This window comes from Tardiphaga sp. P4_G1, assembly GCF_056401215.1.
Genome location: NZ_JBFUJU010000002.1, coordinates 397,223 through 420,542, shown reverse-complemented (window position 1 = coordinate 420,542; position 23,320 = coordinate 397,223). Strand labels below are relative to the sequence as shown.

The window sequence follows — 23,320 nt, the reverse complement described above, 5'->3', positions numbered from 1 at the left end:
GCATGGTTGTCTGGTTACGCACGCATCGCTACATGCCACGTTGTAAATGTGGCTTCTCGTTAAACGCCGCATCGAGCAGCGATCTGTGGACCTGAATATGTCCGTCATAGCTGACGAAACCGAGCTTACGAAACTTGTTCATGAAGAAGCTGACGCGCGACCGCGTGGTGCCGATCATCTCCGCCAGCATTTCCTGACTGATGTCGATATCGATGGGATGGCTGGCGCCTCCCTCGCCATAGTGAGCGAGGATCAGCAACAGGCGCGCGAGGCGCTTCTCGCTTGAATTGAACAACTGATCGATCAAGTCTTCTTCGATGCGGTTGTTGCGCGACAGAAGATAGGCGACGAAGAATTCTGCGAAAGCCGGCTCGTCGCGCAGATGGGCGAGCATAGCCGACTTGTTGATGGTAACGATCGTGCAGTCTTCCATCGCCGTCGTTGTGACGGTGCGCAGCGGATGACCATTCAGGCAACCTTCACCGAGGAACTGTCCGGGTTCGAGCAGGCCGACGACGGCTTCCTTGCCTTGTTCAGACAGGACCGTGAGCTTGATACGTCCGCTCAGGATGTAGCAAACAGAATCTGCCGTCTCACCCTGACAAAAGATGTTCTGGTTTTTCTTGTAGTCGGTCGTAACCCTTCCGATGCCGGGACAGGTCAGAAAATACGGCGCATCGAACTCGGCTACAGCAGGAACCTTCAAGGCAGCTAGCCGTGTCATCGCGAATCTCCGGAGATCGATCTTTGCAGGTCAGCGTAAATCTATTCAGGGTTGTATTGTTCCCGCCAGATCTAGTTAAATTGCCGGCATAAGAGATCAAAACGCACATGCGTGAGTGGGAGGATTGATGGGGTCATCAATCCCGATGTGCATATAGATACCACCTGGCGCGTGAGGCGGCGTAGTTACGTCATCGGATTCACTGCCTTGAAACAACTTCCCTCCATGTTGCTACGCAACTTAACGCGCAGATCGTCTGTCATGTCCGCAACACACGCTGCCCTCGAATTGCGAGGGTTAACGAAACGTTTCGATCGGCCAGCTGTCGACGGACTCGATCTCACGGTTCGTGCTGGCGAGTTCTATGCGCTGCTGGGTGCCAACGGAGCCGGCAAGACGACGACATTGCGCATGGTCGCGGGATTGCTGCGTCCCGATGCCGGATCGGTGTCGATACTTGGTATCGACGCGCTCGCCGATCCCGTTGCAGCGAAACAGATCATGGCCTGGGTCTCCGACGAGCCGATGATCTATGACAAGCTGACGCCGCTCGAATATCTCGAATTCGTTGCCGGTCTATGGGGCTGCGATGCTGAAACGGCAGAGCGCACGTCGCATGAATTGTTGGCATCGCTAGGTCTTGGTCCACATCTGCATGAGCGATGCGAAGGCTTCTCCAAGGGGATGCGCCAGAAGGTAGCGCTGGCCGGCGCGCTGGTGCATGAACCCCGGCTGATCATTCTCGACGAACCTTTGACCGGGCTCGATGCCGTGTCGGCGCGTCATGTCAAAGGCCTGCTGCAGGATCGCGTGCGCGCCGGCTGCACCGTGATCATGACCACGCATATTCTCGAAGTCGCCGAACGCATGGCCGACCGGATCGGTGTGATCGCCGCAGGCAGGCTGATCGCCGAAGGTACGCTTGCCGAATTACGTCAGCAGAACGGACAGGGCGACACCAGCCTCGAGGACATGTTCGTGGCGCTGGTGGACGGCGCGCCGGTTGCCGCATGACGCCATCCGCCAGCGTGATGTGGTTTGCCGGCCATGAAGTCCGGCTGGCGTGGCGAGAGATGCTGGGCATGCTCACGGCGGGCCGTCGCTGGCGTCCGCGCAGCGTGTCGCTTCTGCTGATTGTCTTCGTGATCTTCCTGCATTTGCCGGCCTATGCGGTGGTCGGCCGTTTCGCAGATGTACAGACGCCACTGGATCAATCGACGGCGATTGTCATCACCGCAAGTGTCTTCCTCGCCTGGGCGCTCGTTCTGTCGCAGGCAATTGAGTCCGTCACCCGCGTATTCTACGCGCGCGCCGATCTCGATCTCATCATGTCGTCGCCAGTGCCGCTCACCAACCTGTTCTCCGTCCGCATCGCAGCTATCGCGTTGACGGTGACCCTGATGGCGATGTTGCTGGCGACGCCTTTTGTCAACGTGCTGGTGATCGGCGGCGGTGCGCGTTGGTTTTCCGCCTATGCCGTCGTCATTGCTATGGGCCTTTCTGCATCGGCGTGCGCCATCGCCATCACGGTCGGACTGTTTCAGCTCTGCGGCCCCGCCAAGACGCGGCTGGTTGCGCAGATTATTTCGGCGGTCACGGGCGCAGGCTTTGTCATCGCATTGCAGGTTGCGGCGATTCTCTCTTACGGCACGCTGTCGCGTTTCGCCGTGCTGACCTCCGATGCCGCAGCCGCGTTTGCGCCGGAGGCAGACAGCGTGGTGTGGTGGCCCGCGCGCGCGATGCTTGGCGATATCGCAGCACTGGTGCCGCTGCTGGCGGCCGGGTTGATCCTGCTGGGAAGCGCCATGGCAATCTTCTCGCCGCGCTTCAGCAACTACGTGGCCAGTGCCGTGCCATTGGCGCAAGTTCGACGCAAGAAAGTCGCAAGACGGTTTCGACCGGGCTCTCGACGTAACGCCTTGCGCCGCAAGGAGTTTATCCTGTTGTGGCGCGATCCGTGGCTGGTCTCGCAAACTCTGATGCAGCTGCTGTATCTGTTACCGCCAGCCCTGATGCTGTGGCGCAGTTTCGGCGAGGGCGCGGGTGCCTTCATCGTGCTGGCGCCAGTGATCGTGATGGCCGCGGGTCAGCTCGCCGGCGGCCTGGCCTGGTTGACCATCTCCGGTGAGGACGCCGCGGATCTGGTGACGACCGCGCCGCTTCCGGCAAACACGATCATCACGGCCAAGGTCGAAGTCGTGCTGGTGATCATCGCCGTGGTGTTCACGCCAATGGTCGGCGGTCTCGCGCTCGTTTCGCTACGGCTGGCCGCTGTGACGGCATTGGCGACCGTCGTGGCGGCAGCCTCGGCGACGGCTATCCAGCTCTGGTTCAGGGTGCAGGCACGGCGCAGCCAGTTCAGGCGACGTCAGACGTCATCACGCATTGCGACCTTCGCCGAAGCCTTCTCGTCGATCGGCTGGGCTGCGACAGCGGCGCTGGCACTGGTGCTGCCGATTGCCTCGGTGATCTCGGGTGCCATGACGGCAGGTCTCATGGCGCTGACGTGGAAGATCAGTCCGGTCAGGACCTGAAGCAACAAAGCCACCCGCGGATACGGGTGGCTTTGAAACTAACAACGGCCTCGAGACGACGATCAGGCCACCATCGACATCGGCGCGATGGCGGGGGTGGCTTCGCTAAAAACCTCTTCCGTGACCACGGTAAAACGCACCAGCGGCGTCGGGCCGAAATTGGTGGAGATCGCTACGTCAGCAGCGTCGCGACCGCGGGCCATCACGATGCGCCCGATGCGCGGATGATTGTGACGCGCATCGAATGTGTACCACTTGTTTCCGAGATAAACTTCGAACCAAGCGCTGAAATCCATCGGCGCGGGATCGATGGGCACGCCGATATCGCCGAGATAGCCGGTGCAATAACGCGCCGGAATGTTCATGCAGCGACATAGCGTGACGGCCAAATGCGCAAAATCGCGGCAGACGCCGATACGCTCTTCATGGCCTTCGAAGGCGGTGCGATCGTTGCGGGCATGGTGATAGCCGAATTCGATGCGCTGATGCGCGTAATCGACAATGGCCTGGACGCGCGCCGCGCCGTCTTCGATATGGCCGAACAGCGACCAGGCCAGATCGGACAGCTTCTGCGTGTCGCAATAGCGGCTGCCGAGCAGGAAGACCATGACATCGTCAGGCAGTTCGCCAACCGCCTGCAACGGCCCTGATGGCGGAGCCGCATCCGGCAGTCCGCTATCGGAGATGAGAAAATCATTCTTGATCTCGATCAGTCCGGGCGGTGCGACGATGCGCGTGCAGGTGTTGCCGAACATGTCGAGATAGTCATGCGCCTGTACGTCGTGGGAAAACTGGATGCGATGTGGGCTCTGCAGATCCTTCGCGCGCGAAGGATGGATGCTAAGCATCAGGATCATGGGCGTTTCCTGCAAACACTGGAAAGCGATGTCGTAGCCCGCGCGAATCTTCACTTTTACGTCTCCACTAGCTCGGCAAATCAGGAATTCATCGTTGCCAGACAAGTGTAGTCACCAAACATCGTTCCGAGGTTCAGTGACAGGAATGTGCAGAAAATGTGGGCAGCGAGGCCGCACCAGCCCCGCTGCGTCATAAGCTATTTCTTCAGGGACAACAGCAGCAGCGAGCGGGCGGTCACCTGATACATATGGCCAAACGGGAAATCCTCGCCACCCTTCGTATCGGGAATGTTGGTATCCACCAGAAGTTCCCAGGCCTGTCCGCCAAACGCCTCGGGCATCGTGAAATCGACCAGTCCTTCGAAGCCGTTGAGAATCATCAGCATGGTCTGATCCTCGGCCGGCTTGTGAATGCCGGTCTTCTGCGCACGGCCGTCCAGCAGCATGCCGAAGCATTTCATGTTGCCGTCTTTCCAATGTGCGTCTTCCATCGGGCCGCCATTGGCGTTGATCCAGGTCACGTCGCGAACATCGAGGTCGGGGTCGTGTTCGCCGGTCAGGAAGCGGCTGCGACGCAGGACCGAGCAGCCACCGAGCAGTTTGATGAGCCGCTTGGTGAAAGCGAGCAGGTCCTTGCCCTCGGTCGTCAGGCTCCAGTTGAACCAGGAAATCTCGCTGTCCTGGCAATAGGCATTGTTGTTGCCGTTCTGCGTGCGGCCGAATTCGTCGCCGCCGAGCAGCATCGGCGTGCCCTGCGAGAACAGCAGCGTCGCCAGCATATTGCGCTTCTGGCGCTCGCGCAGGGCGATGATGGCCTTGTCGTCGGTCGGGCCCTCGACGCCGCAATTCCATGAGGCGTTGTTGGAGGAGCCGTCCTTGTTGTTCTCGCCATTGGCCTCGTTGTGTTTCTCATTGTAGCTCGCCCAATCGTTCAGCGTGAAGCCGTCGTGAGCGGTGACGAAATTGACGCTGGCCCAGGCGCGGCGACCCTGATGGTTGAACATGTCCGCAGACGCGACGAGACGCGGTGCTAGTGCCGAGACCGGCGCTTTGCCGCGCCAGAAGTCACGCGCAGTATCGCGAAACTTGTCGTTCCATTCCGCCCAGCCGGGTGGGAAACCGCCGACCTGATAACCACCGGGGCCGATGTCCCAGGGTTCGGCGATCAACTTCACTGTCGTCAGCAATGGGTCCTGATCGACGGCTTTCAGGAAGCCACTCTGTTCGGTGAAGCCGTAGACTTCGCGCGCGAGAATGGTGCCGAGATCGAAGCGGAAGCCGTCGATATGCATCTCCCGCACCCAGTAGCGCAGGCTGTCCGCCACCATCTGGATGACGCGGGCATTGGACAAATTGACCGTGTTGCCGGTGCCGGTGTCGTTGATGTAATAGCGCGGCTTGTCCGGCATCAGCCGGTAGTAGCTGGCATTGTCGATGCCCTTGAACGACAGGGTCGGGCCAAGCTCGTTGCCTTCAGCGGTGTGGTTATAGACCACGTCGAGGATGACCTCGAGCCCGCCGGCATGCAGCGTCGATACCATCTCCTTGAACTCGCGCAGGGAGTTCGGCACGTCTGAGGCGTAGCGCGGATCGGGTGCGAAGAAGCCGATGGAATTGTAGCCCCAGTAATTCACCAGCTTCTTGTTCAGCAGATAGTCGTCATTGATGAAAGTATGGATCGGAAGCAGCTCGACCGAGGTGATGCCGAGGCCGCAGAGATAATCCACCACAGGCTTGCTGCCGAAGCCGGCATAGGTGCCGCGCAGCTTCTCGGGCACGTCGGGATTCAGCTTGGTGAAGCCCTTGACGTGGGTCTCGTAGATGATGGTTTGGTCCCACGGCACCGGCTGCCGGCCGGCCTCGCCGGCCCAATCGAAGTCGCGATCGACGATGACGCATTTCGGCATGAAGGGTGCCGAGTCGCGTTCGTCGAAGGTGGTGTCGTCGCCGCTCTCCATCTTGTAGCCGAACACGGCCGGATTCCATTCGAGCTGCCCGGCATGGGCACGGGCATAGGGATCGAGCAGCAGCTTGTTCGGATTGAAGCGATGGCCCTTTTCCGGCTCATAGGGGCCATGGACGCGATAGCCATAGAAAGTGCCGGGGCCGACGTCGGGGATGTAGCCGTGAAACACCTCGTCGGTATATTCCGGCAGCTCGATTCGCGTTTCCTTGTCGCCGTCGAACAGGCAGACCTCGACCTTGGTGGCGTTGGCCGAGAAGAGCGCGAAGTTTGTGCCCTTTCCGTCCCAATGCGCGCCAAAGGGATAGGGGAGACCTTCTTCGACTACTCTGTGCGTCACGATTGCCCCACTGTCTGGTGATGAAAATGCGCGGGATAACTGCGCCGCCGCATTTCCGTTGCAATGCAAACAGGCTGTTTCGGAATATATCTTGGCCTGCGAGGGTCGCTAGCCCGGAGTTTTGCTTATGACCGACGTCTCCCATCACAAACGCATCGCATTGCTGGGCGCGCCAGTCGAAGTCGGGGCCTCGCAGCGCGGGACTTTGATGGGGCCGGCGGCCATGCGGACGGCAGGCCTGGGGGCGCTGCTGGAAGAGCTTGGCTTCGAGGTGGAAGACCACGGTGACCTCATGCCGCCGTCTGTGCCTCTGTCGACCGACACGCCGCCGGAGAATGCCAAGCATTACCGTGTGATCCAGAGCTGGATCCAGGCGCTGAGTGCGCGCGCCTACACGCTTGCCAAATCGGGCGCGCTGCCGATCTTCGTGGGCGGTGATCACAGCCTGTCCATGGGATCGGTCAATGGCGTGGCGCGGCACTGGCACGAGCAGGGGCGCGAACTGTTCGTGCTGTGGCTCGACGCGCATGCCGATTACAATACGCCGCACACGACCATCACCGGCAACATGCACGGCATGTCCGCGGCCTTTCTGTGCGGCGAGTCCGGTCTGGATGGACTACTCGGCGCTGAGCCGCGCGCATCGATCACGCCCGATAATCTCGACCTGTTCGGCATCCGCTCCATCGATAAGCTCGAGAAAGAGCTGGTGCACGCGCGCAAGGTGGCCATCGCAGACATGCGGCAGATTGACGAGTTCGGTGTTGGCGTCCTGATCCGCCGCGTCATCGAGCGGGTCAAGGCGCGCAACGGCGTGTTGCATGTGTCCTTCGATGTGGACTTCCTCGATCCCGCGGCAGCGCCCGGCGTTGGCACCATGGTGCCCGGCGGCGCCACCTATCGCGAGGCGCATCTGATCATGGAGCTGCTGCATGATTCCGGGCTGATGTGCTCGCTGGATGTCGTCGAGCTCAACCCCTTTCTGGACGAGCGCGGGCGAACGGCACGGGTGATGGTGGAGCTGGTCGGCAGTCTGTTCGGGCAGCAGATCACCGACCGGCCAATGCCCAGCAACGCAATTATACCGCCCGGCTAGCTCGCGGTCGGCAAAACCTCGATTGGTTCCGGGTCTTTGCGCGCGTTACGCATGATCGTTTTGTTATCGTCTCGGAACTAACCCTGCAGCGCGGGATTGCTCCCTCATGGTTCACACACGAGGAGCACGTCATGATTAAGCATCTTGCCATCATCGCCGTTGCTGCGGCGGGCATCAGCAGCGCAATTCCAGCAAAGGCCCAGGACATCGGCGTCGGCGTCGGTCCGGGAGGCGTTACGGTCGGCGCCGTCGGCCGCGACCGCTATCGCGACGATTATGACCGCGGTTACTACCGCGATCGCCGTGACCGCAACGAGACCGTGATCATCAAGCGCAGCCGTGATCGTGACCGTGGCTATTACGATGGCGGCGTCGAACGTCGTACTGTCATCGAACGCTACTAATATTGCGCCGAACGAGAGCGGCCCTTCCTCGGAAGGGCCGTTTTTTCGTGCGTGATGGAAGCCTCAGAACATTGAGTGACAGGACCATGGCAACTGCAGCGACAGTCTGGTGGCAGGCCGGCACCATCTATCAGATCTATCCGCGATCGTTTCAGGACTCCAATGGAGACGGTATCGGCGATCTCGCGGGCATCGTCGGCCGGCTTCCTTATCTGCGGCGGCTCGGCATCGACGCGATCTGGCTGTCGCCGATCTTCCCGTCTCCGATGGCAGACTTCGGCTATGACATATCAGACTATATCGGCGTCGATCCGATCTTCGGTACATCGGCCGATTTCGACGCGCTGGTGGCTGCGGCTCACGGTCATGGTCTGAAGATTATTCTCGATCTGGTGCCGAACCACACCTCGGATCAGCATCCGTGGTTTGTCGAAAGCCGGTCGTCACGCGATAATCCCAAACGCGATTGGTATATCTGGCACGATCCGAAGCCGGACGGCAGCGCGCCGACCAACTGGATGTCCGAATTCGGCGGCAGCTCCTGGCAGTATGACGAGGCCACAGGGCAATATTACTATCACGCCTTTCTCGACAAACAGCCGGACCTGAATTGGCGCAATCCTGCTGTTCGCAACGCCATCTATGAGGTGATGCGGTTCTGGATGCGACGCGGCGTCGACGGCTTCCGCGTCGACGTGATCTGGCATCTGATCAAGGACGAGGAGTTTCGCGACAACCCGACAAATCCGAATTTCACGGCCGGGCGCCCGCCACACGAGGCTTTCCTGCCGCTCTACTCGACCGATCGGCCGGAGACGCTGGATGTGGTCGCCGAAATGCGCCGCGTTGTCGATGAATTCGACGATCGCGTGCTGATCGGCGAGATCTATCTGCCCTTCGATCGGCTGGTCGCCTATTACGGCAGTGACCTGTCGGGCGCTCATCTGCCGTTCAACTTCGCGCTGCTCTCCGCGCCGTGGAATGCTTTCGCCATCGGCGAATTGATCGCGCGCTACGAAGCCGCGCTGCCGCTCGGCGCTTGGCCGAATTGGGTGCTCGGCAATCACGACCGGCCGCGCGTCGCCAGCCGGGTTGGCATGGCTCAGGCGCGCGTCGCCGCGATGTTGTTGCTGACGCTGCGTGGGACGCCGACGCTATATTATGGCGACGAGATCGGCATGAAGCAGGTGCCTATTGCGCCGGATCAGGTTCAGGATCCGTTCGAAAAGAACGTGCCTGGGATTGGTCTCGGCCGCGACGGATGCCGCACGCCGATGCAATGGGGTGCCACCGACCATGCGGGTTTCACGACCGGCGAGCCCTGGCTGCCGCTGGACACGGACTACCACCATCAGAATGCGGCTGCTCTCGCGGCCGATCCCCATTCGATTCTCAGCCTCTATGTGAAGCTGATCGAGTTGCGCAAGCAGATGCCTGAATTGGTGTTCGGCGGCTATGAGCCTGTGGACGCTGCGGGCGATGTGCTGGCCTATCGGCGCGTCTATGACGGGCAGACGGTGCTGATCGCCCTCAATCTCAGCGGTGAGCCGGCGTCATTGCATGTGGGCGGCGGCGAAATATTGCTGGCGACGGGACTGGATCGCCATGGTGAGAATGTTTCGGGCGCGCTGGAATTATCGAGCAATGAAGGCGTGATCGTCAGGCTGCGGTAGATATCCGCGCTCCGCGACCACATGCATGGCAAGAAAAAGCGCCGCCGATTACTCGGCGGCGCTTTTCTCAATCGTCGTCACATAGACGAAGCGCTCAGTCCAGACCAATCGTGGTCAAGTCCTGGAACCAGTGCTGGGCCTGCACGAACTTCTTCACCTTCGGCGACAGCGCATGCGGGTTGGTGTCGTGAACGACCCAGACCAGTACGGCGTCGTCGACGATCTGCGTATGGGCTTCGGCCAGCAACTCGTCCTGCTTCTTCGGATCGAAGGTGTTCTTGGCTTCGTCGATCAGCGCATCGACCTTCGGATTCTTGTAGCCGCCCCAGTTCACGCCGACCGGTGCGATCTGGCCGGAGTGAAAAAAGCGGACGATGGCGTACAAGGGATCCGAGGTGACGTAGGCGATGTTGTTGGACGTGATGCCCTTCATGCTGTCGTCGGCCGCGCCCTTGCGCCACGCGGTGTAGAGCACTTCGAGTTCGACGACCTTGAATTCGACCTCGACGCCGATTTCCTTGAAGCTCTGCTGCAGGAATTCGTTGATCGGCAATGACAGCATTTGGCCGGTGCCGCCATTGGCGATGATGAAGGTCGCCTTCAGCGGCTTCTCCGGACCATAGCCGGCTTCCTTCACGAGCTTCTTGGCTTCGGCCAGATCATATTTGATCTTGAAGGTCGGCTTGCCGAACCACGGGCTTGACGGATCGACCTGACCGGTGGCGGGCTTGGCGAGACCGTTCATCAGCGCGACCACGGCATCGCGATCGATGGCGAGGTTCAGCGCCTTGCGCAGGCGGACGTCGGTCCAAGGCGAACCCGGCAGCACGCTGAGATGATAATTCCAGACATGCGGCGTGACGTTGTCGACGATCTTCATGCCGGCGCCCTTGAGCTGCGGCACAGCGTCGGGAGCAGGGGTCTCGATCAGATCGACCTGTCCGGCGAGCAGGGCATTGGTGCGGGTGAGCGCTTCCGGCATCGGGACGAGCACGAGCTTGTCCGCTTTCGGAATGCGCTTCTTGTCCCAATAATCCGGATTCTTGCTGAGCTCGGCGAGCTCGCGCGGAACGAGCTTGGTCAGCTTGAACGGGCCGGTGCCCGAGGGCTGCGACGCGAACTTGTCCCAGTCCTTGCCGACCTTCTCATATTGAGCCGGGCTGGAGACCAGGAACCACAGCATCTGATAGGGGAAGAAGCTGTCGACGCTCTTGGTGGTGATCTCGACGGTGCCGTCATCGATCTTGGCGTAGCTGGCGACCGAGGGCAGGCGGGTCTTTACCTGCGCGCTCTGGCGCTTGTCGAATTGCGGCGCCTTCTCGTTCAGCACCTTGTCGAGATTCCAGATCACCGCATCGGCGTTGAAGTCGCTGCCGTCGTGAAACTTGACACCCTTGCGCAAGGTGAAGCGCCACTTGGTCTTGTCGGTGTCGTCGACCTTCCATTCGGTGGCGAGGCCGGGAATGAGTTTGCCGGGACGATCGGCGACATCCATTTCCCAGGCGACGAGCGGATCGTAGATCGTGTAGCCGGTGAACTGGTAGCCTCCGGCGCCGCGATCAGGCTGGCCTGTGGTCAGCGGCACGTCCGCCATCGAGATGCCATAGCGCACCACCGTTTCGGCTTGCGCCGGCGCGGCTGCACCTATGGCGGCGGCGATGGCCGCAACAAATAACGAGCTTCGAACGCGCATAAACCAGACTCCGTATGGTGGGATATTGTCTGCCAGATACCTGCAATCCTGATGCCAGATTGGGCAGGCGGAACGGTCGGTGTGTGCTGGTGTGCTGCAGTGCCGCAGTTTGAGTCATTGCGCTGCAAGGTTGCAGGCCTTGGCACAAGCGTTGCATAAGAATTAGCCAGTTTAGAACAAACCAACACTGGCCAAAGCCAACGTGTCATCCAAAGCCAAGAGGGACTGATTACGATGCGTATCGAAAAGCCGACAAAGAGCCGTCTCGCGGCAGCAATCACCTTGCTGACGCTCGCCACGGCCCTGACCTTGCCACAGGTGGCGCGCGCCGAGACGGTGCTGCGCATCGGCATGACCGCTGCCGATATTCCGCGCACGCTTGGCCAGCCCGATCAGGGCTTCGAAGGCAATCGTTTCACCGGCAATACGATGTATGACGGCCTGACCGGCTGGGATCTGTCGTCGGCGACCAAGGCGAGCGTTGTTATTCCCGCGCTCGCCACTGAGTGGGCAGTGGACGACGCCGACAAGAAGAAATGGACCTTCAAGCTGCGTCCCGGCGTCACATTCCACGACGGTTCGGCCTTCAATGCGGATGCCGTGGTCTGGAATGTGGACAAGGTGCTCAAACAAGATGCAGTCCAGTTCGACGCCAGCCAGGTCGGTGTAACCGCCTCGCGCATGCCGACCCTGGTGTCCGCGAAGAAGATCGACGACATGACCGTCGAACTGACCACCAAGGAGCCGGACTCCTTCCTGCCGATCAATCTTACCAACCTCTTTATCGCGAGCCCCACCAAGTGGCAGGCGCTGTTCGACAAGGCCGAAGGCGCCGATGCCAAGGCCAAGTCGCAGGCCGCATGGGCGGCCTTCGCGCGCGAAGCCTCCGGCACCGGCCCGTGGAAGATGTCGAAGTTCACGCCGCGCGAGCGTCTCGAACTGGTGAAGAACGACGCCTACTGGAACAAGGACCGCGTTCCGAAGACCGACAAGATGGTGTTGCTGCCGATGCCGGAAGCCAACGCACGCACCGCTGCGCTGCTGTCCGGTCAGGTCGACTGGGTCGAGGCGCCGGCGCCTGACGCGGTCAAGGAAATCACCGCACGCGGCTTCAAGATCGAGAAGAACGAGCAGCCGCATGTCTGGCCGTGGCAGTTCTCCCGTGCCGAAGGCTCGCCGTGGAACGACATCCGCGTCCGCAAGGCCGCCAATCTCTGCATCGATCGTGAAGGCCTGAAGGATGGTTTGCTCGCTGGCCTGATGGTGCCGGCAAGCGGCACTTTCGAGCCGGGGCACCCCTGGCGCGGCAAGCCGAGTTTCGAGATCAAGTATGACCTGAAGGCTGCACAAGCGCTGATGAAGGAAGCCGGTTACGGTCCTACCAAGAAGCTCGAAGTGAAGACCCAGACCTCGGCGTCCGGCTCCGGCCAGATGCTGCCGCTGCCGATGAACGAATATCTGCAGCAGGCGCTGGCGGAGTGCTACTTCGACGTCAAGCTCGACGTCATCGAATGGAACACGCTGTTCACCAACTGGCGCCGCGGCGTCAAGGATCCCTCGGCGAACGGCTCCAACGCCACCAACGTCACCTATGCGGCGATGGATCCGTTCTTCGCACTGGTTCGCTTCCTGCAGTCGTCGATGGCGCCGCCGGTCTCGAACAATTGGGGCTTCATCAACAATCCGAAGTTCGATGAACTGGTGACCAAGGCACGCACCACCTTCGACGCGACGGCACGTGATGCGGCGCTGGCCGAGCTTCACGCGGCTTCGGTCGACGACGCAGCCTTCCTTTACGTGGCCCACGACGTCGGTCCGCGTGCGCTGAGCCCGAAGATTAGGGGCTTCGTGCAGCCGAAGAGCTGGTTCGTCGACTTCTCGCCGGTGTCGATCACGCCGTAAGCAACAAGTGAATATCGGCCGCACTTTGTGCAGCCGATATTCGCACGAACCTCTCCACGTCATGGCCGGGCTTGACCCGGCCATCCACGCCTTCTTCGCTGCAAAGACGTGGATGCCCGGGTCGAGCCCGGGCAAGACGAACGAGGGGGCAGAGTTTCTGAATCGAAGGTGATCAGTGTTCGTCTACATCGCGCGACGCGTCGTCTATGTGATTCCTATCGTCCTCAGCGTGGCGCTGGTGTGTTTCCTGCTGGTGCACATTACGCCCGGCGATCCTCTCGTTGCCATTCTTCCCGCCGACGCGTCGCAGGAGCTGGCGCAGCAGCTGCGCGTCGCTTACGGCTTCGATCGCCCGCTACCTGTTCAGTTCGGCCTTTGGCTGTGGCGCGCGCTACACGGCGATCTCGGCAGCTCCATCGCCACGGGGCGCCCCGTTCTGGCGGAGGTGATGAAAGCCGTCGGCAACACCGTGACGCTGGCCATCGCGGCCGCCGCCATCGGTTTCACGCTCGGTTTGTTTTTCGGGCTGATCGCCGGCTATTTCCGCGACACCTGGGTCGACAAGGTTGCCACCTCGATCGCCATCGCCGGCGTCTCCGTGCCGCATTACTGGCTCGGCATGGTGCTGGTTATCATCTTCTCGGTGCAGCTCAACTGGCTGCCTGCGGTCGGCGCCGGGCCGGGCGGTTCGGGCTCATGGGCCTGGGACTGGGAGCACATCAAATATCTCGTGCTGCCGGCGATCACGACCTCGGTCATTCCGATGGGCATCGTGACACGCACCGTGCGCGCGCTGACCGGCGATATCCTGTCGCAGGATTTCGTCGAGGCCCTGCGCGCCAAGGGTCTGCAGGAAACTAAGGTGTTCCGTCACGTCATCAAGAATGCGGCACCCACGGCGCTTGCTGTGATGGGCCTGCAGCTTGGCTACATGCTCGGCGGCTCTATCTTGATCGAGACAGTGTTCTCATGGCCCGGTTCGGGGCTTTTGCTGAACTCCGCGATCTTCCAGCGTGATCTGCCGCTGCTGCAGGGCACGATCCTCGTGCTGGCGCTGTTCTTCGTGTTCCTCAATCTTCTGGTCGATATCGCGCAGGCGTCGATCGATCCGCGCATCAAGCGGAGCTGACCATGCTGGATATCCTCTCATGACCGCAATGACCGACACTGCACTGCAGGCGGCGCCTGCCACCAAGGCCCGCGGCTATTGGGCCACGGTGGGCCGCCGCATCGTGCGCGACAAGGTCAGCATGGCCTGCGCGTTCATTCTGCTGCTGATCTTCCTGGCGGCGATCTTTGCGCCCTATCTGCATCTCGCAGATCCCTATCAGGGCTCGATGATCCGCCGTTTGCGTTTCATCGGCACACCCAACTATCCGCTCGGCACCGACGAACTCGGTCGCGACATGCTGGCGCGCCTGATCTATGGCGGGCGACTGTCGCTGCTGATCGGCATCCTGCCGGTGATCCTTGCCTTCTTCATCGGGACGGGGCTTGGCGTTGTGGCCGGATATGTCGGCGGCAAGCTCAATACCGCGATCATGCGTACCGTCGACGTGTTCTACGCGTTCCCGTCGGTACTGCTGGCCATTGCGATTTCCGGCGCGCTGGGTGCCGGCATCGTCAATTCGATCGTGTCGCTGACCATCGTCTTCGTGCCGCAGATCACGCGTGTCGCTGAAAGCGTCACCACCGGCGTGCGAAACATGGATTATGTGGAAGCCGCGCGTGCCTCCGGCGCGAATGCCTTCACCATCATGCGGGTGCACATGCTCGGTAACGTGCTGGGCTCCATTTTCGTTTACGCGACAGGGCTGATCTCGGTGTCGATGATCCTCGCCGCGGGCCTGTCGTTCCTTGGTCTCGGTACCAAGCCGCCGGAGCCGGAATGGGGTCTGATGCTGAACACCCTGCGCACCGCGATCTACGTCAATCCATGGGTGGCAGCACTTCCCGGCGCGATGATCTTCGCGGTGTCGATCTGTTTCAATCTGCTGAGCGACGGCATGCGCAGTGCCATGGACATCCGGAACTGATGGCATGAGTGATATTGTAGAAGAAATCGACAAGCTGGAGCCGCTGGAGGATATCGGCGGTGTTGCACAGCCGCTGTTACAGGTGGTCAGTCTGACCAAGCACTTCCCCGTGCGCGGCGGATTGTTCGCTCCGAGCAAGACCGTGCGCGCGGTGGACGATGTGTCCTTCGCCATCGCCAAGGGCGAAACCGTTGGCATCGTCGGCGAGTCCGGCTGCGGCAAGTCGACGACGGCGCGGTTGCTGATGCATCTGATGCCGCGCAATTCCGGCGATATCATCTATGACGGCCGCACTGTCGGGCGCGAGCTCTCGTTACGCGAGCTGCGCCGTGGCATGCAGATGGTGTTTCAGGACAGCTATGCCTCACTCAATCCGCGTCTTACCATCGAGGAATCGATCGCCTTCGGACCGAAGGTGCACGGCATGGCCGATAAGGCCGCGCGACTGCTGGCGCGGGAGCTGCTCGGGAAGGTCGGCCTGCGGCCGGAGACCTTCGCTAATCGCTATCCGCATGAAATCTCCGGCGGCCAGCGGCAGCGCGTCAACATCGCGCGTGCGCTGGCGCTGTCGCCGCGTCTCGTCATTCTCGATGAGGCCGTCTCGGCACTCGACAAGTCGGTCGAGGCACAGGTGCTCAACCTGCTGGTCGATCTCAAGCGCGAATTCGGCCTGACCTATCTGTTCATCAGCCACGATCTCAACGTGGTGCGTTACATCTCCGATCGCGTGCTGGTGATGTATCTCGGCGAGGTCGTTGAACTCGGCCCGGTGGATGAGGTCTGGGACGGGCCGGCGCACCCCTACACGCGCGCGCTCCTGGCCGCGATGCCGTCGTCCGATCCCGACAAGCGCACGGAAACGCCGCCGATCACCGGTGACCCGCCGAACCCGATCGATCCACCGTCCGGTTGTCGTTTCCACACACGCTGCCCCTTTGCCGAAGCGATGTGCGGCGAGGTGACGCCGAAGCTGACTGAAATCACTGTGAGCGGCCACCAGGCCGCCTGTTACATGGCGATCCCGGGTTCGGGACACAGCAAAGCACCTGCTGCAGGAGCGCACTGACATGACCAAACCGACTGCCAAGCAGATCAAGGCGCTGACCGAGGTCAGCGGCCTTCCCGCATCCGACGAGGTCGCCGAGCGCATCGCCAATTCGATCGGGCCAGCCTTTGAAGGCTTCGCGGCTGTGGCCGGGACCCTGCCATTTGATCTCGAGCCCGCGACCTTCCTCGCTGTTCAGAATACGAAGGCTGCCAAATGAGTGTCACCGAACCCGCATTGCTGTCGCTGACGGACGTCGCTGACGCTATCGCCACGAAGAAGATTTCGTCGCGCGAAGCCACGCAGTCGTGCCTCGATCGCGCCGTAAAATCGCAGCCGAGCCTCAACGCCTACATGTCGATCGAGGCCGATGCAGCACTGACGGCGGCTGATGCAGCCGATGCCGCGCTCGCCAGGGGGCAAAGCCGCGGCGTGCTGCACGGCGTGCCGCTGGCGCACAAGGACATGTATTACGACGAAGGGCACGTCGTGACCTGCGGCTCGCATATTCGCCGCGACTGGGTTGCGACCACCACGGCGACCTCGCTGCAGCGCCTGAAGGATGCCGGCACGGTGCGGCTAGGTTCGCTGCAGATGGTTGAGTTCGCCTATGGCCCGCTCGGTCACAACGTGCATTACGGCGCCGTGCATAATCCCTGGCATGTCGATCACGTCACCGGCGGGTCATCGTCGGGCTCGGGCTCCGCCGTGGCGGCGCGTTTGACTTTTGCAGCGCTGGGCTCGGACACCGGCGGATCGATCCGCCTGCCGGCGCATTTCTGCGGCGTCTCCGGTTTGAAGACGACCGTCGGTCTGGTCAGCCGCGCCGGTGCGATGCCGCTGTCGCAATCGCTCGATACGGTCGGCCCGCTGGCGCGGACCGTCGAGGATTGCGCGCTGCTGACCGGCCTGATGGCTGGTGCCGATCCGCTCGATCCAACCACCAGCACGCGCCCTGTGCCGGACTACATGGCGGCGACGTGTGCGTCCGCCAAAGGCATGACGGTCGGCATTCCCAAGGCATTCTATGTCGACGACCTCGACGCCGACACGGCTGCGATCTTGCAGAACACCATCGCGACGCTGAAGGATGAAGGCGTCAAGATCGTCGAGGTTGATCTGCCCAATCAGGGTCAGCTCACGGCAGCCTGCCAGTTCGTGCTCGCGACGGAAGCCGCGGCGATGCATAAGCGCTGGATGATCGAGCGCCCGCAGGATTATGGCGCGCAGGTGCTGATGCGGCTGCAGAACGGTCTCGCGATCACCGGCGTCTCCTATATCGAGGCGCTGCGCTGGCGCGGTCCTGCACTTGCAGCCTATCTCGCCGCTGTCACCGGCACTGATGCGGTGCTGGCACCCGTCTCGCCCGGTGCGGCGCCCACCATTGCCGAGACCGATGTGGGCAACAGTTCAGGCGCCGAAGCGATGATCCAGCGGCTGACGCGCTTCACGCGTCCGATCAACTATCTCGGTCTGCCCGGTCTCTCGATCCCGGCCGGCTTCACCAAGGCGAAGCTACCGGTGGGCATGCAACTGATCGGCCGTCCGTTCGATGAATCGACGCTGCTGACCATCGGTGCCGCATTCCAGCGCGCTACCGACTTCCACAAACAGTGCCCGGAGTTGGCATGAGCAATCTCGTCGAGGTTCGCAATCTCAACGTCCGGTTCGGCGGCGAACGCACCGTCTATGCGGTGAACGATCTCAACCTCACGCTCGGCGAAGGCGAGGTGCTCGGGCTGCTCGGTGAGTCCGGGTCGGGCAAGAGCGTCACCTTGCGCGCGCTGATGCGGCTACTGCCGAAGAAGCGCACGCAGATCACTGGCACGGTCAATGTGCTCGGCAAGGACGTGCTGGCGCTCGATGACGACGAGCTTTCGGCGTTTCGTGGCCAGACGGTGTCGATGATCTTCCAGGAGCCGGCGCTGGCGCTGGACCCGGTCTATACGATCGGCCAGCAGATCGCCGAAAGCGTGATGCGGCACGAGGGCAAGAGCCAGGCCGAGGGCGTGAAGCGCGCGCTCGAAATGCTCGAAGTCGTGCGTATCCCCTCCGCCAAGCGTCGCCTCGATGCCTATCCGCACGAGATGTCCGGTGGCATGCGGCAGCGCGCAATGATCGCGCTGGCGCTGGCCTGCAAGCCCAAGATTCTGCTCGCGGACGAGCCGACCACTGCGCTCGATGCCACCGTGCAGATCCAGATCCTGCTGCTGCTGCGCGAGCTGCAGCGCGAATTCGGCATGTCGATCATCTTCGTGACGCACGATATCGGCGTGGCCATCGAGATCTGCGACCGGGTCGCGGTGATGTATGCGGGCCAGATCGTCGAACAGGGCACGCTGAGCCAGATCGTACGCTCGGCCGTGCATCCCTATCCGCAGGGGCTGCTGGCCTCCACCGTGCACGGCGCCAAGCGCGGGGCACGGCTTGAGACCATTCCCGGTACGCCGCCGTCGCTCGACAAGCCGCCGGTGAATTGCTCCTTCGCGCCGCGCTGCAAATTCGCCCAGCCGCGCTGCGTCGAGGCGCCGCCGCCGAATGTCGAACTCGCCGACAATCGTGTGGTGCGGTGTATTCTCGCGGAGCAGGCGGCAGCGGCAGTGCCGGCCTGACGCTGTCCTAACCCGCCAAATTCTTCAGCAGGAACGTCAGCGCCGTCTGCGCGAAACTGTGCATGTTGCCGGAGCGGTCGTTGCTGCCGGTCTCCAGTGTCATGACCTCGTTTCGCGGGCCGGCGACGGCCATGCAGCTATGGCCGGCGGCATCGCCATAACGATTGCCGGAGGGGCCGGTGGCGCCGGTCTCCGACAGTCCCCAGTCGCAGCCGAGGCGGGTGCGGATCTGCGTCGCCAGCAGTTGTGCGTAGGGCTCTGAAGATGAGCGCATGCCCGGTATCCGAAACGCATCATCGGAAATATCCATCAGCACACGCCGCGCATCGCGCGTATAGATCACGCCGCCGCCGATGAAATAGGCGGAGGCGCCGGGCACTGCGAGCAGTGCAGCGGAAATCAAACCGCCGGTCGAGGATTCAGCTATGCCGATGGTCTGCTTGCGCGCGATCAGCTCAATCGCGATCTTCTCGGCGAGGGGAATGAGATCTCTCATGACTTCTTCCCCCAAGGTTTTGACCAGGGCCTGATCCAAGGCTTCTTCGCCATTGATCCATAGACAGCGCGAATGAAATTCTTGCTGGCGGTTTCGTTCGGCGCCCATTTGGCGTCGAGATCGGCGAATGGCTTGGCCGCCAGAACCTCGTCCTCGGTCTTGCCGTCCTTGATCAGCTTGGTCATGCGATCGCGCGCCGTCACCAGCATGGTGCGATAGTCGACCAGCGCAGCCTTGTTCGCGAGTGGACCGTGGCCGGGAACGATCTTGGTGGTGTCATTCGCCAGTTTCAGATAGGCGTCGGTCGCCGCGATCATGCCCTTGATATTGCCGCCGTTGAGGACGTCGATATTGGGATAGCGGCCGTTGGTGAATGTATCACCGGTCGCAATGACATTGGCGCTCTTGAAGTAGACATAGGTGTCGCCATCGGTATGCGCGTTGTCGGGATGGCGCAGTTCAGCGATGCGGCCGCGCAGGCTGAGCTTGAGCTGATGCGTGTAGGTGTTGGTCGGGAGCGCCGCCTTCGGCGCAGGCGGATTCTGTGCACCGGTCAGGAAGTTCGTGGTGCCTTTTTTCAGGCGGGTTCTGACCTTGACGTTGGCGACGATGGTCGCGCCTTCATTGGCAAAGGCCTCGTTGCCGCCGGTGTGGTCACCGTGGAAATGCGTGTTGACGAGATACTTGACCGGCTGCGGTGTCACCGCGGCGATGGCCGCCTTGATCTTGTCGTGCAGCGGCGCGAATTGGCTGTCGACGAGGATCGCGCCCGACTTGGCCGTGGCCAGCGTCATGTTGCCACCCTGGCCTTCGAGCATGTAAACGCCGTCACCAAGGTCGGTGGTCTTGATCTCGACCTTTGAGAAGTCGGGCGGCGGCGGTGCTGCCGGCGGTGTGGACGCCTGCTGTGCGAGCGCAGGCGCCAGCGCCAGAAGGGTGAAAACCGCAGCCAGTGTCGTCCGATTCATCGCAAGCTCCATTTCGAAACAGGCCAGACTTCTAGCATGTTTCGGATGGCGATCTGCTCGCGAACACGTGATGTCGACAATGCCGATCAGCGGCCAGGACGGTCACGTTCCGGCGGGACCTGGGAGAGCAGCCAGTCGCGAAAAGCCTTGAGTTTTCGCGAGTCCGAAGAGGCCTCGGGCGACACCAGATAGAAGCCGGCATCGGCGGGCATGCGCATGTCGAAGGGCACCACCAGCCGGCCCTTGGCGAGATCGCCCTCCACATAGGTGGTGCGGCCGATGGCGACGCCGAGGCCGTCGATCGCCGCCTGCAACGTCATGAAAATCATGTCGAAGGTCAGGCCCGGCTGTTTCGAAATATCGGCCGGCAATCCAGCTGCGGTGAGCCAGAGTCGCCAATCATCGTCATAGCCGCCGCTCGAATGCAGCAGCGTATAGTCCGCGAGATCCTGCGGCTTCAGCAGCGCGTTCTTTCCGGTGCGAAGCGCCGGGCTGCAGACCGGAAACAGATCATCCGCCGTCAGCCAGTCGGCGCGGAGGCCAGGCCATTGGCCGCGACCGTAACGGATCGCGGCATCGACATCGCCGCTCTTGAAATCGACCATGCTTGTCGACGTGGTGATGCGCACATCGATATCGGGATGGGCTCTCTGGAACGCTGAGATGCGCGGCAGGAGCCATTTCGATGCCATCGATGCGAGCGTGCTCACCGTCAGCACGTGGTCATTGTCGCGGCGCTTGAGCCGGTCTGTGGCAAGACGCAGATCGTTGAAGGCCGCGCGTACGCCCGGCAGATAGTCGTGTCCTTGCGGGGTGAGCGCGAGGGCGCGATTCTGCCGAATGAACAGTTTGAGACCGAGCTCTTCTTCCAGCCGCTTGATCTGATGGCTGATCGCCGTCTGCGTGACGTTCAGCTCGCTTGCCGCATTGGTGAAGCTCAGATGGCGTGCGGCTGCTTCGAAGGCGCGCAGTCCGTTGAGTGACGGCAACCGGGTGCTCATCCACGCTCTCTCCCTGGCCACTCACTCCTCGGCCTATCCATGAGTTTGTCTCATGTGACGCGGTGCACAATGTCGTTTGTGCAATGTGAGAATGAAGCCGATATTTCCTAAGTAAATTTAGCTTCAGGAGAGCAAAATGTCTACTTGCACCCATGAATCGATGACAAATCATCATGCTCCGCTCAGCGTGGCGGCCATCGCCGAGACGTTCCACGTCTGGCGGGAGCGCGCCCATCAACGCCGCGAACTGGCCCATTGGAGCGAGCGTGACATTCACGACGCCGGCCTTTCGGTGGGCGACGTGATGGCCGAGGCCAGCAAGCCGTTCTGGCGCGCGTAAGGACGGTCCGATCGTCCGGGAGCAACTGTCATGCAACATCTCAACCTCGATGACCTCGGTCAGTATTCCGATGTGGTGTTGTCACGCAGCGGCGCTGCGGTGACGGTTCGGTTTGTCGAGCTTCACGATGCGGACGCGTTGCAGGCCTATTTCCGAGGCCTGTCGGTGCGGTCGCGCTACAATCGCCTGATGGGCGCCGCCAGCGAATTGCCGGCCGGGCAACTCGACAAGTTCATCCATGTCGGCGAAGCCGACAGTTTCTCGGTCGTCGCGACGATCTCGCGCGATGGCTCGGAGATCATTGTCGGCGAGGCCCGCTACGCGTTCGATGAAGCGACGTCCCGTTTCGAATTGGGCCTGTCCGTAGCCGATTCCATGCAAGGGCAGGGCATCGGTGTGGCACTTATGTCCAATTTGGAATGCCGTGCTGCTGCGCTCGGAGCCGACCAGCTCTTCGGGGATACATTGCGCTCAAACGAGGCAATGCTCGCACTGGCCCGCAAGGCCGGCTTCACATTCGCGCCGACGCCGGGCGATTGGAAGCAGGTGCGCTTCGTAAAGCAGATCGATGCGGCGCCAACCGCAAACCCATGTGCGGTCTGGCGCCTCGCAGCGCAATCCCTGCAGCAGATACTTGCCTAAGCGCGGCAACGCTCGCCACGTTCAGGCAAGGTATGATGCGACGAAGCAATTCAATCCCTCTCTAGCTCAGGATTGCTTCGTCGCATCTGCGTGTCCTGAAGACGGCGCCTATGCCGTTCCTTTCGCGAAGTCTGTTGATGTGGCCACGTCGCGCCACGCAGCCAGTTCCTTTTCGACAAAAGCATGCTTGCTCTCAATCCGCGCAACCGTGTCGCTGCCCAGCGGCAAGCGGACTGGAGGGGTCTTGGCAGCCGCGAGCTGCATGAAGGCCTTTGCCAGCTTGCTGGGATCGCCGGGCTGCGCATGATTGGCGTCGGCGGCATGGCCGCGAGTCTTGCCGACGGTGGCGTGATAGTCGCTGATCTCGAGTGCGGTGCGCACCAGCGAGTTATCGTCCAGAAAGTCGGTGCGGAAGAAGCCGGGCTCGACCACGGTCACATGGATGCCGAGCGGCGCGACTTCGGCGGCCAGTGCTTCACTGATGCCTTCGACCGCGAACTTGGTCGAGCCATAGACGCCCCAGCCCGGAAAGCCTGCATATCCGCCGACGGATGAAATGTTCATGATGTGACCGGAGCCCTGTCGGCGCATATGCGGCAGCACGGCGCGGGTGACGCCGAGCAGGCCGAATACGTTGGTGGCATAGAGACGTTCGACTTCCTTGGCACTGGCTTCCTCGATCGCGCCGAGCAGGCCATAACCGGCATTGTTGACTAGCACATCGATGCGGCCGAATTTCTTCACGGCCTGACCTGCGGCCTCATGGGCCTCGGTCTCGCTGGTGACATCGAGCCGCGTCGCCAGCAGGCGCTCATGGGTGCCGAGACGTGCAGTGACAGCATTGGGATCGCGGGCCGTTGCCACGACGGCATCGCCCTGGGCCAAGGCTTCTGCCGCGATGAGGGCGCCGAAACCGCGGGATGCTCCTGTGATGAACCAGACACGCATGGTGGTCTCTCCTGTGTTGGCCCCGCGTTAGTGCAGGGCTGATGGG

General features: G+C 61.7%; 22 protein-coding genes. 14 read left to right on the top strand and 8 right to left on the bottom strand.

Features of this window, described 5'->3' with window-relative positions:
* Nucleotides 1-28: 28 nt before the first annotated feature.
* A complete protein-coding gene (locus AC1DUY_RS06080) occupies nucleotides 29-724 on the bottom strand; it encodes a Crp/Fnr family transcriptional regulator (RefSeq protein ID WP_309943519.1) in 696 nt (231 codons plus the stop codon).
* Nucleotides 725-949: 225 nt separating this feature from the next.
* Here AC1DUY_RS06080 and AC1DUY_RS06075 point away from each other — a divergent pair, with 225 nt between their 5' ends.
* The gene (locus AC1DUY_RS06075) at nucleotides 950-1,738 is read left to right on the top strand and encodes an ABC transporter ATP-binding protein (RefSeq protein WP_439075062.1); all 789 of its coding nucleotides are present in this window, start codon (nucleotides 950-952) and stop codon (nucleotides 1,736-1,738) included.
* Complete coding sequence (locus AC1DUY_RS06070; protein ID WP_478113009.1) at nucleotides 1,735-3,258, top strand: permease; 1,524 nt, start codon at nucleotides 1,735-1,737, stop codon at nucleotides 3,256-3,258. The genes AC1DUY_RS06075 and AC1DUY_RS06070 overlap by 4 nt, the downstream gene beginning before the upstream one ends.
* Before the next feature lie 62 nt (nucleotides 3,259-3,320).
* Here AC1DUY_RS06070 and AC1DUY_RS06065 read toward each other — a convergent pair whose 3' ends face one another.
* The gene (locus tag AC1DUY_RS06065) at nucleotides 3,321-4,169 is read right to left on the bottom strand and encodes a transglutaminase-like domain-containing protein (RefSeq protein ID WP_231079354.1); all 849 of its coding nucleotides are present in this window, start codon (nucleotides 4,167-4,169) and stop codon (nucleotides 3,321-3,323) included.
* A 143-nt stretch (nucleotides 4,170-4,312) separates the two neighbouring features.
* Nucleotides 4,313-6,418, bottom strand: a complete 2,106-nt coding sequence (gene glgX, locus AC1DUY_RS06060; RefSeq protein WP_478113007.1) for a glycogen debranching protein GlgX — start codon at nucleotides 6,416-6,418, stop codon at nucleotides 4,313-4,315.
* Between the two features lie 127 nt (nucleotides 6,419-6,545).
* Here glgX and rocF point away from each other — a divergent pair, with 127 nt between their 5' ends.
* From rocF to AC1DUY_RS06045, 3 genes are all read left to right on the top strand, one after another.
* Nucleotides 6,546-7,514: an arginase gene (gene rocF, locus AC1DUY_RS06055; RefSeq protein WP_478113005.1), complete on the top strand. Its 969-nt coding sequence runs from the start codon at nucleotides 6,546-6,548 to the stop codon at nucleotides 7,512-7,514.
* 131 nt (nucleotides 7,515-7,645) lie between these two features.
* The gene (locus AC1DUY_RS06050; protein ID WP_089265966.1) at nucleotides 7,646-7,918 is read left to right on the top strand and encodes a hypothetical protein; all 273 of its coding nucleotides are present in this window, start codon (nucleotides 7,646-7,648) and stop codon (nucleotides 7,916-7,918) included.
* 86 nt (nucleotides 7,919-8,004) lie between these two features.
* Nucleotides 8,005-9,591, top strand: coding sequence for an alpha-amylase family glycosyl hydrolase (locus AC1DUY_RS06045; RefSeq protein ID WP_478113002.1), 1,587 nt, complete (start codon nucleotides 8,005-8,007; stop codon nucleotides 9,589-9,591).
* Between the two features lie 94 nt (nucleotides 9,592-9,685).
* Here AC1DUY_RS06045 and AC1DUY_RS06040 read toward each other — a convergent pair whose 3' ends face one another.
* Complete coding sequence (locus tag AC1DUY_RS06040; RefSeq protein ID WP_478113000.1) at nucleotides 9,686-11,284, bottom strand: ABC transporter substrate-binding protein; 1,599 nt, start codon at nucleotides 11,282-11,284, stop codon at nucleotides 9,686-9,688.
* Nucleotides 11,285-11,518: 234 nt separating this feature from the next.
* Between AC1DUY_RS06040 and AC1DUY_RS06035 the strand changes: the two genes are divergently transcribed.
* From AC1DUY_RS06035 to AC1DUY_RS06005, 7 genes are all read left to right on the top strand, one after another.
* A complete protein-coding gene (locus AC1DUY_RS06035; RefSeq protein ID WP_478112998.1) occupies nucleotides 11,519-13,186 on the top strand; it encodes an ABC transporter substrate-binding protein in 1,668 nt (555 codons plus the stop codon).
* A gap of 175 nt (nucleotides 13,187-13,361) precedes the next feature.
* Nucleotides 13,362-14,315: an ABC transporter permease gene (locus tag AC1DUY_RS06030; protein ID WP_175365626.1), complete on the top strand. Its 954-nt coding sequence runs from the start codon at nucleotides 13,362-13,364 to the stop codon at nucleotides 14,313-14,315.
* 28 nt (nucleotides 14,316-14,343) lie between these two features.
* Entirely contained in the window at nucleotides 14,344-15,222 is an 879-nt protein-coding gene (locus AC1DUY_RS06025; protein WP_170849596.1) for an ABC transporter permease, read from the top strand.
* A 4-nt stretch (nucleotides 15,223-15,226) separates the two neighbouring features.
* On the top strand, nucleotides 15,227-16,288 hold the full coding sequence (locus tag AC1DUY_RS06020; protein WP_184511925.1) for an ABC transporter ATP-binding protein: 1,062 nt from the start codon (nucleotides 15,227-15,229) through the stop codon (nucleotides 16,286-16,288).
* 1 nt (nucleotide 16,289) lies between these two features.
* Nucleotides 16,290-16,487: a hypothetical protein gene (locus AC1DUY_RS06015; RefSeq protein WP_120287058.1), complete on the top strand. Its 198-nt coding sequence runs from the start codon at nucleotides 16,290-16,292 to the stop codon at nucleotides 16,485-16,487.
* Nucleotides 16,484-17,899: an amidase gene (locus AC1DUY_RS06010; RefSeq protein WP_478112995.1), complete on the top strand. Its 1,416-nt coding sequence runs from the start codon at nucleotides 16,484-16,486 to the stop codon at nucleotides 17,897-17,899. Before AC1DUY_RS06015 ends, AC1DUY_RS06010 begins: the two co-directional genes overlap by 4 nt.
* Nucleotides 17,896-18,879, top strand: a complete 984-nt coding sequence (locus AC1DUY_RS06005; protein ID WP_093757055.1) for an ABC transporter ATP-binding protein — start codon at nucleotides 17,896-17,898, stop codon at nucleotides 18,877-18,879. The genes AC1DUY_RS06010 and AC1DUY_RS06005 overlap by 4 nt, the downstream gene beginning before the upstream one ends.
* A 7-nt stretch (nucleotides 18,880-18,886) precedes the next feature.
* On the opposite strand, the gene AC1DUY_RS06000 is transcribed toward AC1DUY_RS06005, so the two are convergent.
* From AC1DUY_RS06000 to AC1DUY_RS05990, 3 genes are all read right to left on the bottom strand, one after another.
* On the bottom strand, nucleotides 18,887-19,375 hold the full coding sequence (locus tag AC1DUY_RS06000) for a CinA family protein (protein WP_068734514.1): 489 nt from the start codon (nucleotides 19,373-19,375) through the stop codon (nucleotides 18,887-18,889).
* Entirely contained in the window at nucleotides 19,372-20,343 is a 972-nt protein-coding gene (locus AC1DUY_RS05995; RefSeq protein WP_478112992.1) for an MBL fold metallo-hydrolase, read from the bottom strand. Before AC1DUY_RS05995 ends, AC1DUY_RS06000 begins: the two co-directional genes overlap by 4 nt.
* Nucleotides 20,344-20,429: 86 nt before the next feature.
* Nucleotides 20,430-21,344 (bottom strand): transcriptional regulator GcvA, encoded by a 915-nt coding sequence (locus AC1DUY_RS05990; RefSeq protein ID WP_478112990.1) that lies wholly within the window; start codon nucleotides 21,342-21,344, stop codon nucleotides 20,430-20,432.
* A gap of 136 nt (nucleotides 21,345-21,480) precedes the next feature.
* Here AC1DUY_RS05990 and AC1DUY_RS05985 point away from each other — a divergent pair, with 136 nt between their 5' ends.
* Nucleotides 21,481-21,684, top strand: coding sequence for a DUF1127 domain-containing protein (locus AC1DUY_RS05985; protein ID WP_120287053.1), 204 nt, complete (start codon nucleotides 21,481-21,483; stop codon nucleotides 21,682-21,684).
* 30 nt (nucleotides 21,685-21,714) lie between these two features.
* Nucleotides 21,715-22,326: an N-acetyltransferase family protein gene (locus AC1DUY_RS05980; RefSeq protein WP_478112988.1), complete on the top strand. Its 612-nt coding sequence runs from the start codon at nucleotides 21,715-21,717 to the stop codon at nucleotides 22,324-22,326.
* Between the two features lie 108 nt (nucleotides 22,327-22,434).
* Here the strand turns inward: AC1DUY_RS05980 and AC1DUY_RS05975 are convergent, their stop codons facing one another.
* Nucleotides 22,435-23,274 (bottom strand): oxidoreductase, encoded by an 840-nt coding sequence (locus AC1DUY_RS05975; protein WP_093757049.1) that lies wholly within the window; start codon nucleotides 23,272-23,274, stop codon nucleotides 22,435-22,437.
* Between the last annotated feature and the right edge of the window lie 46 nt (nucleotides 23,275-23,320).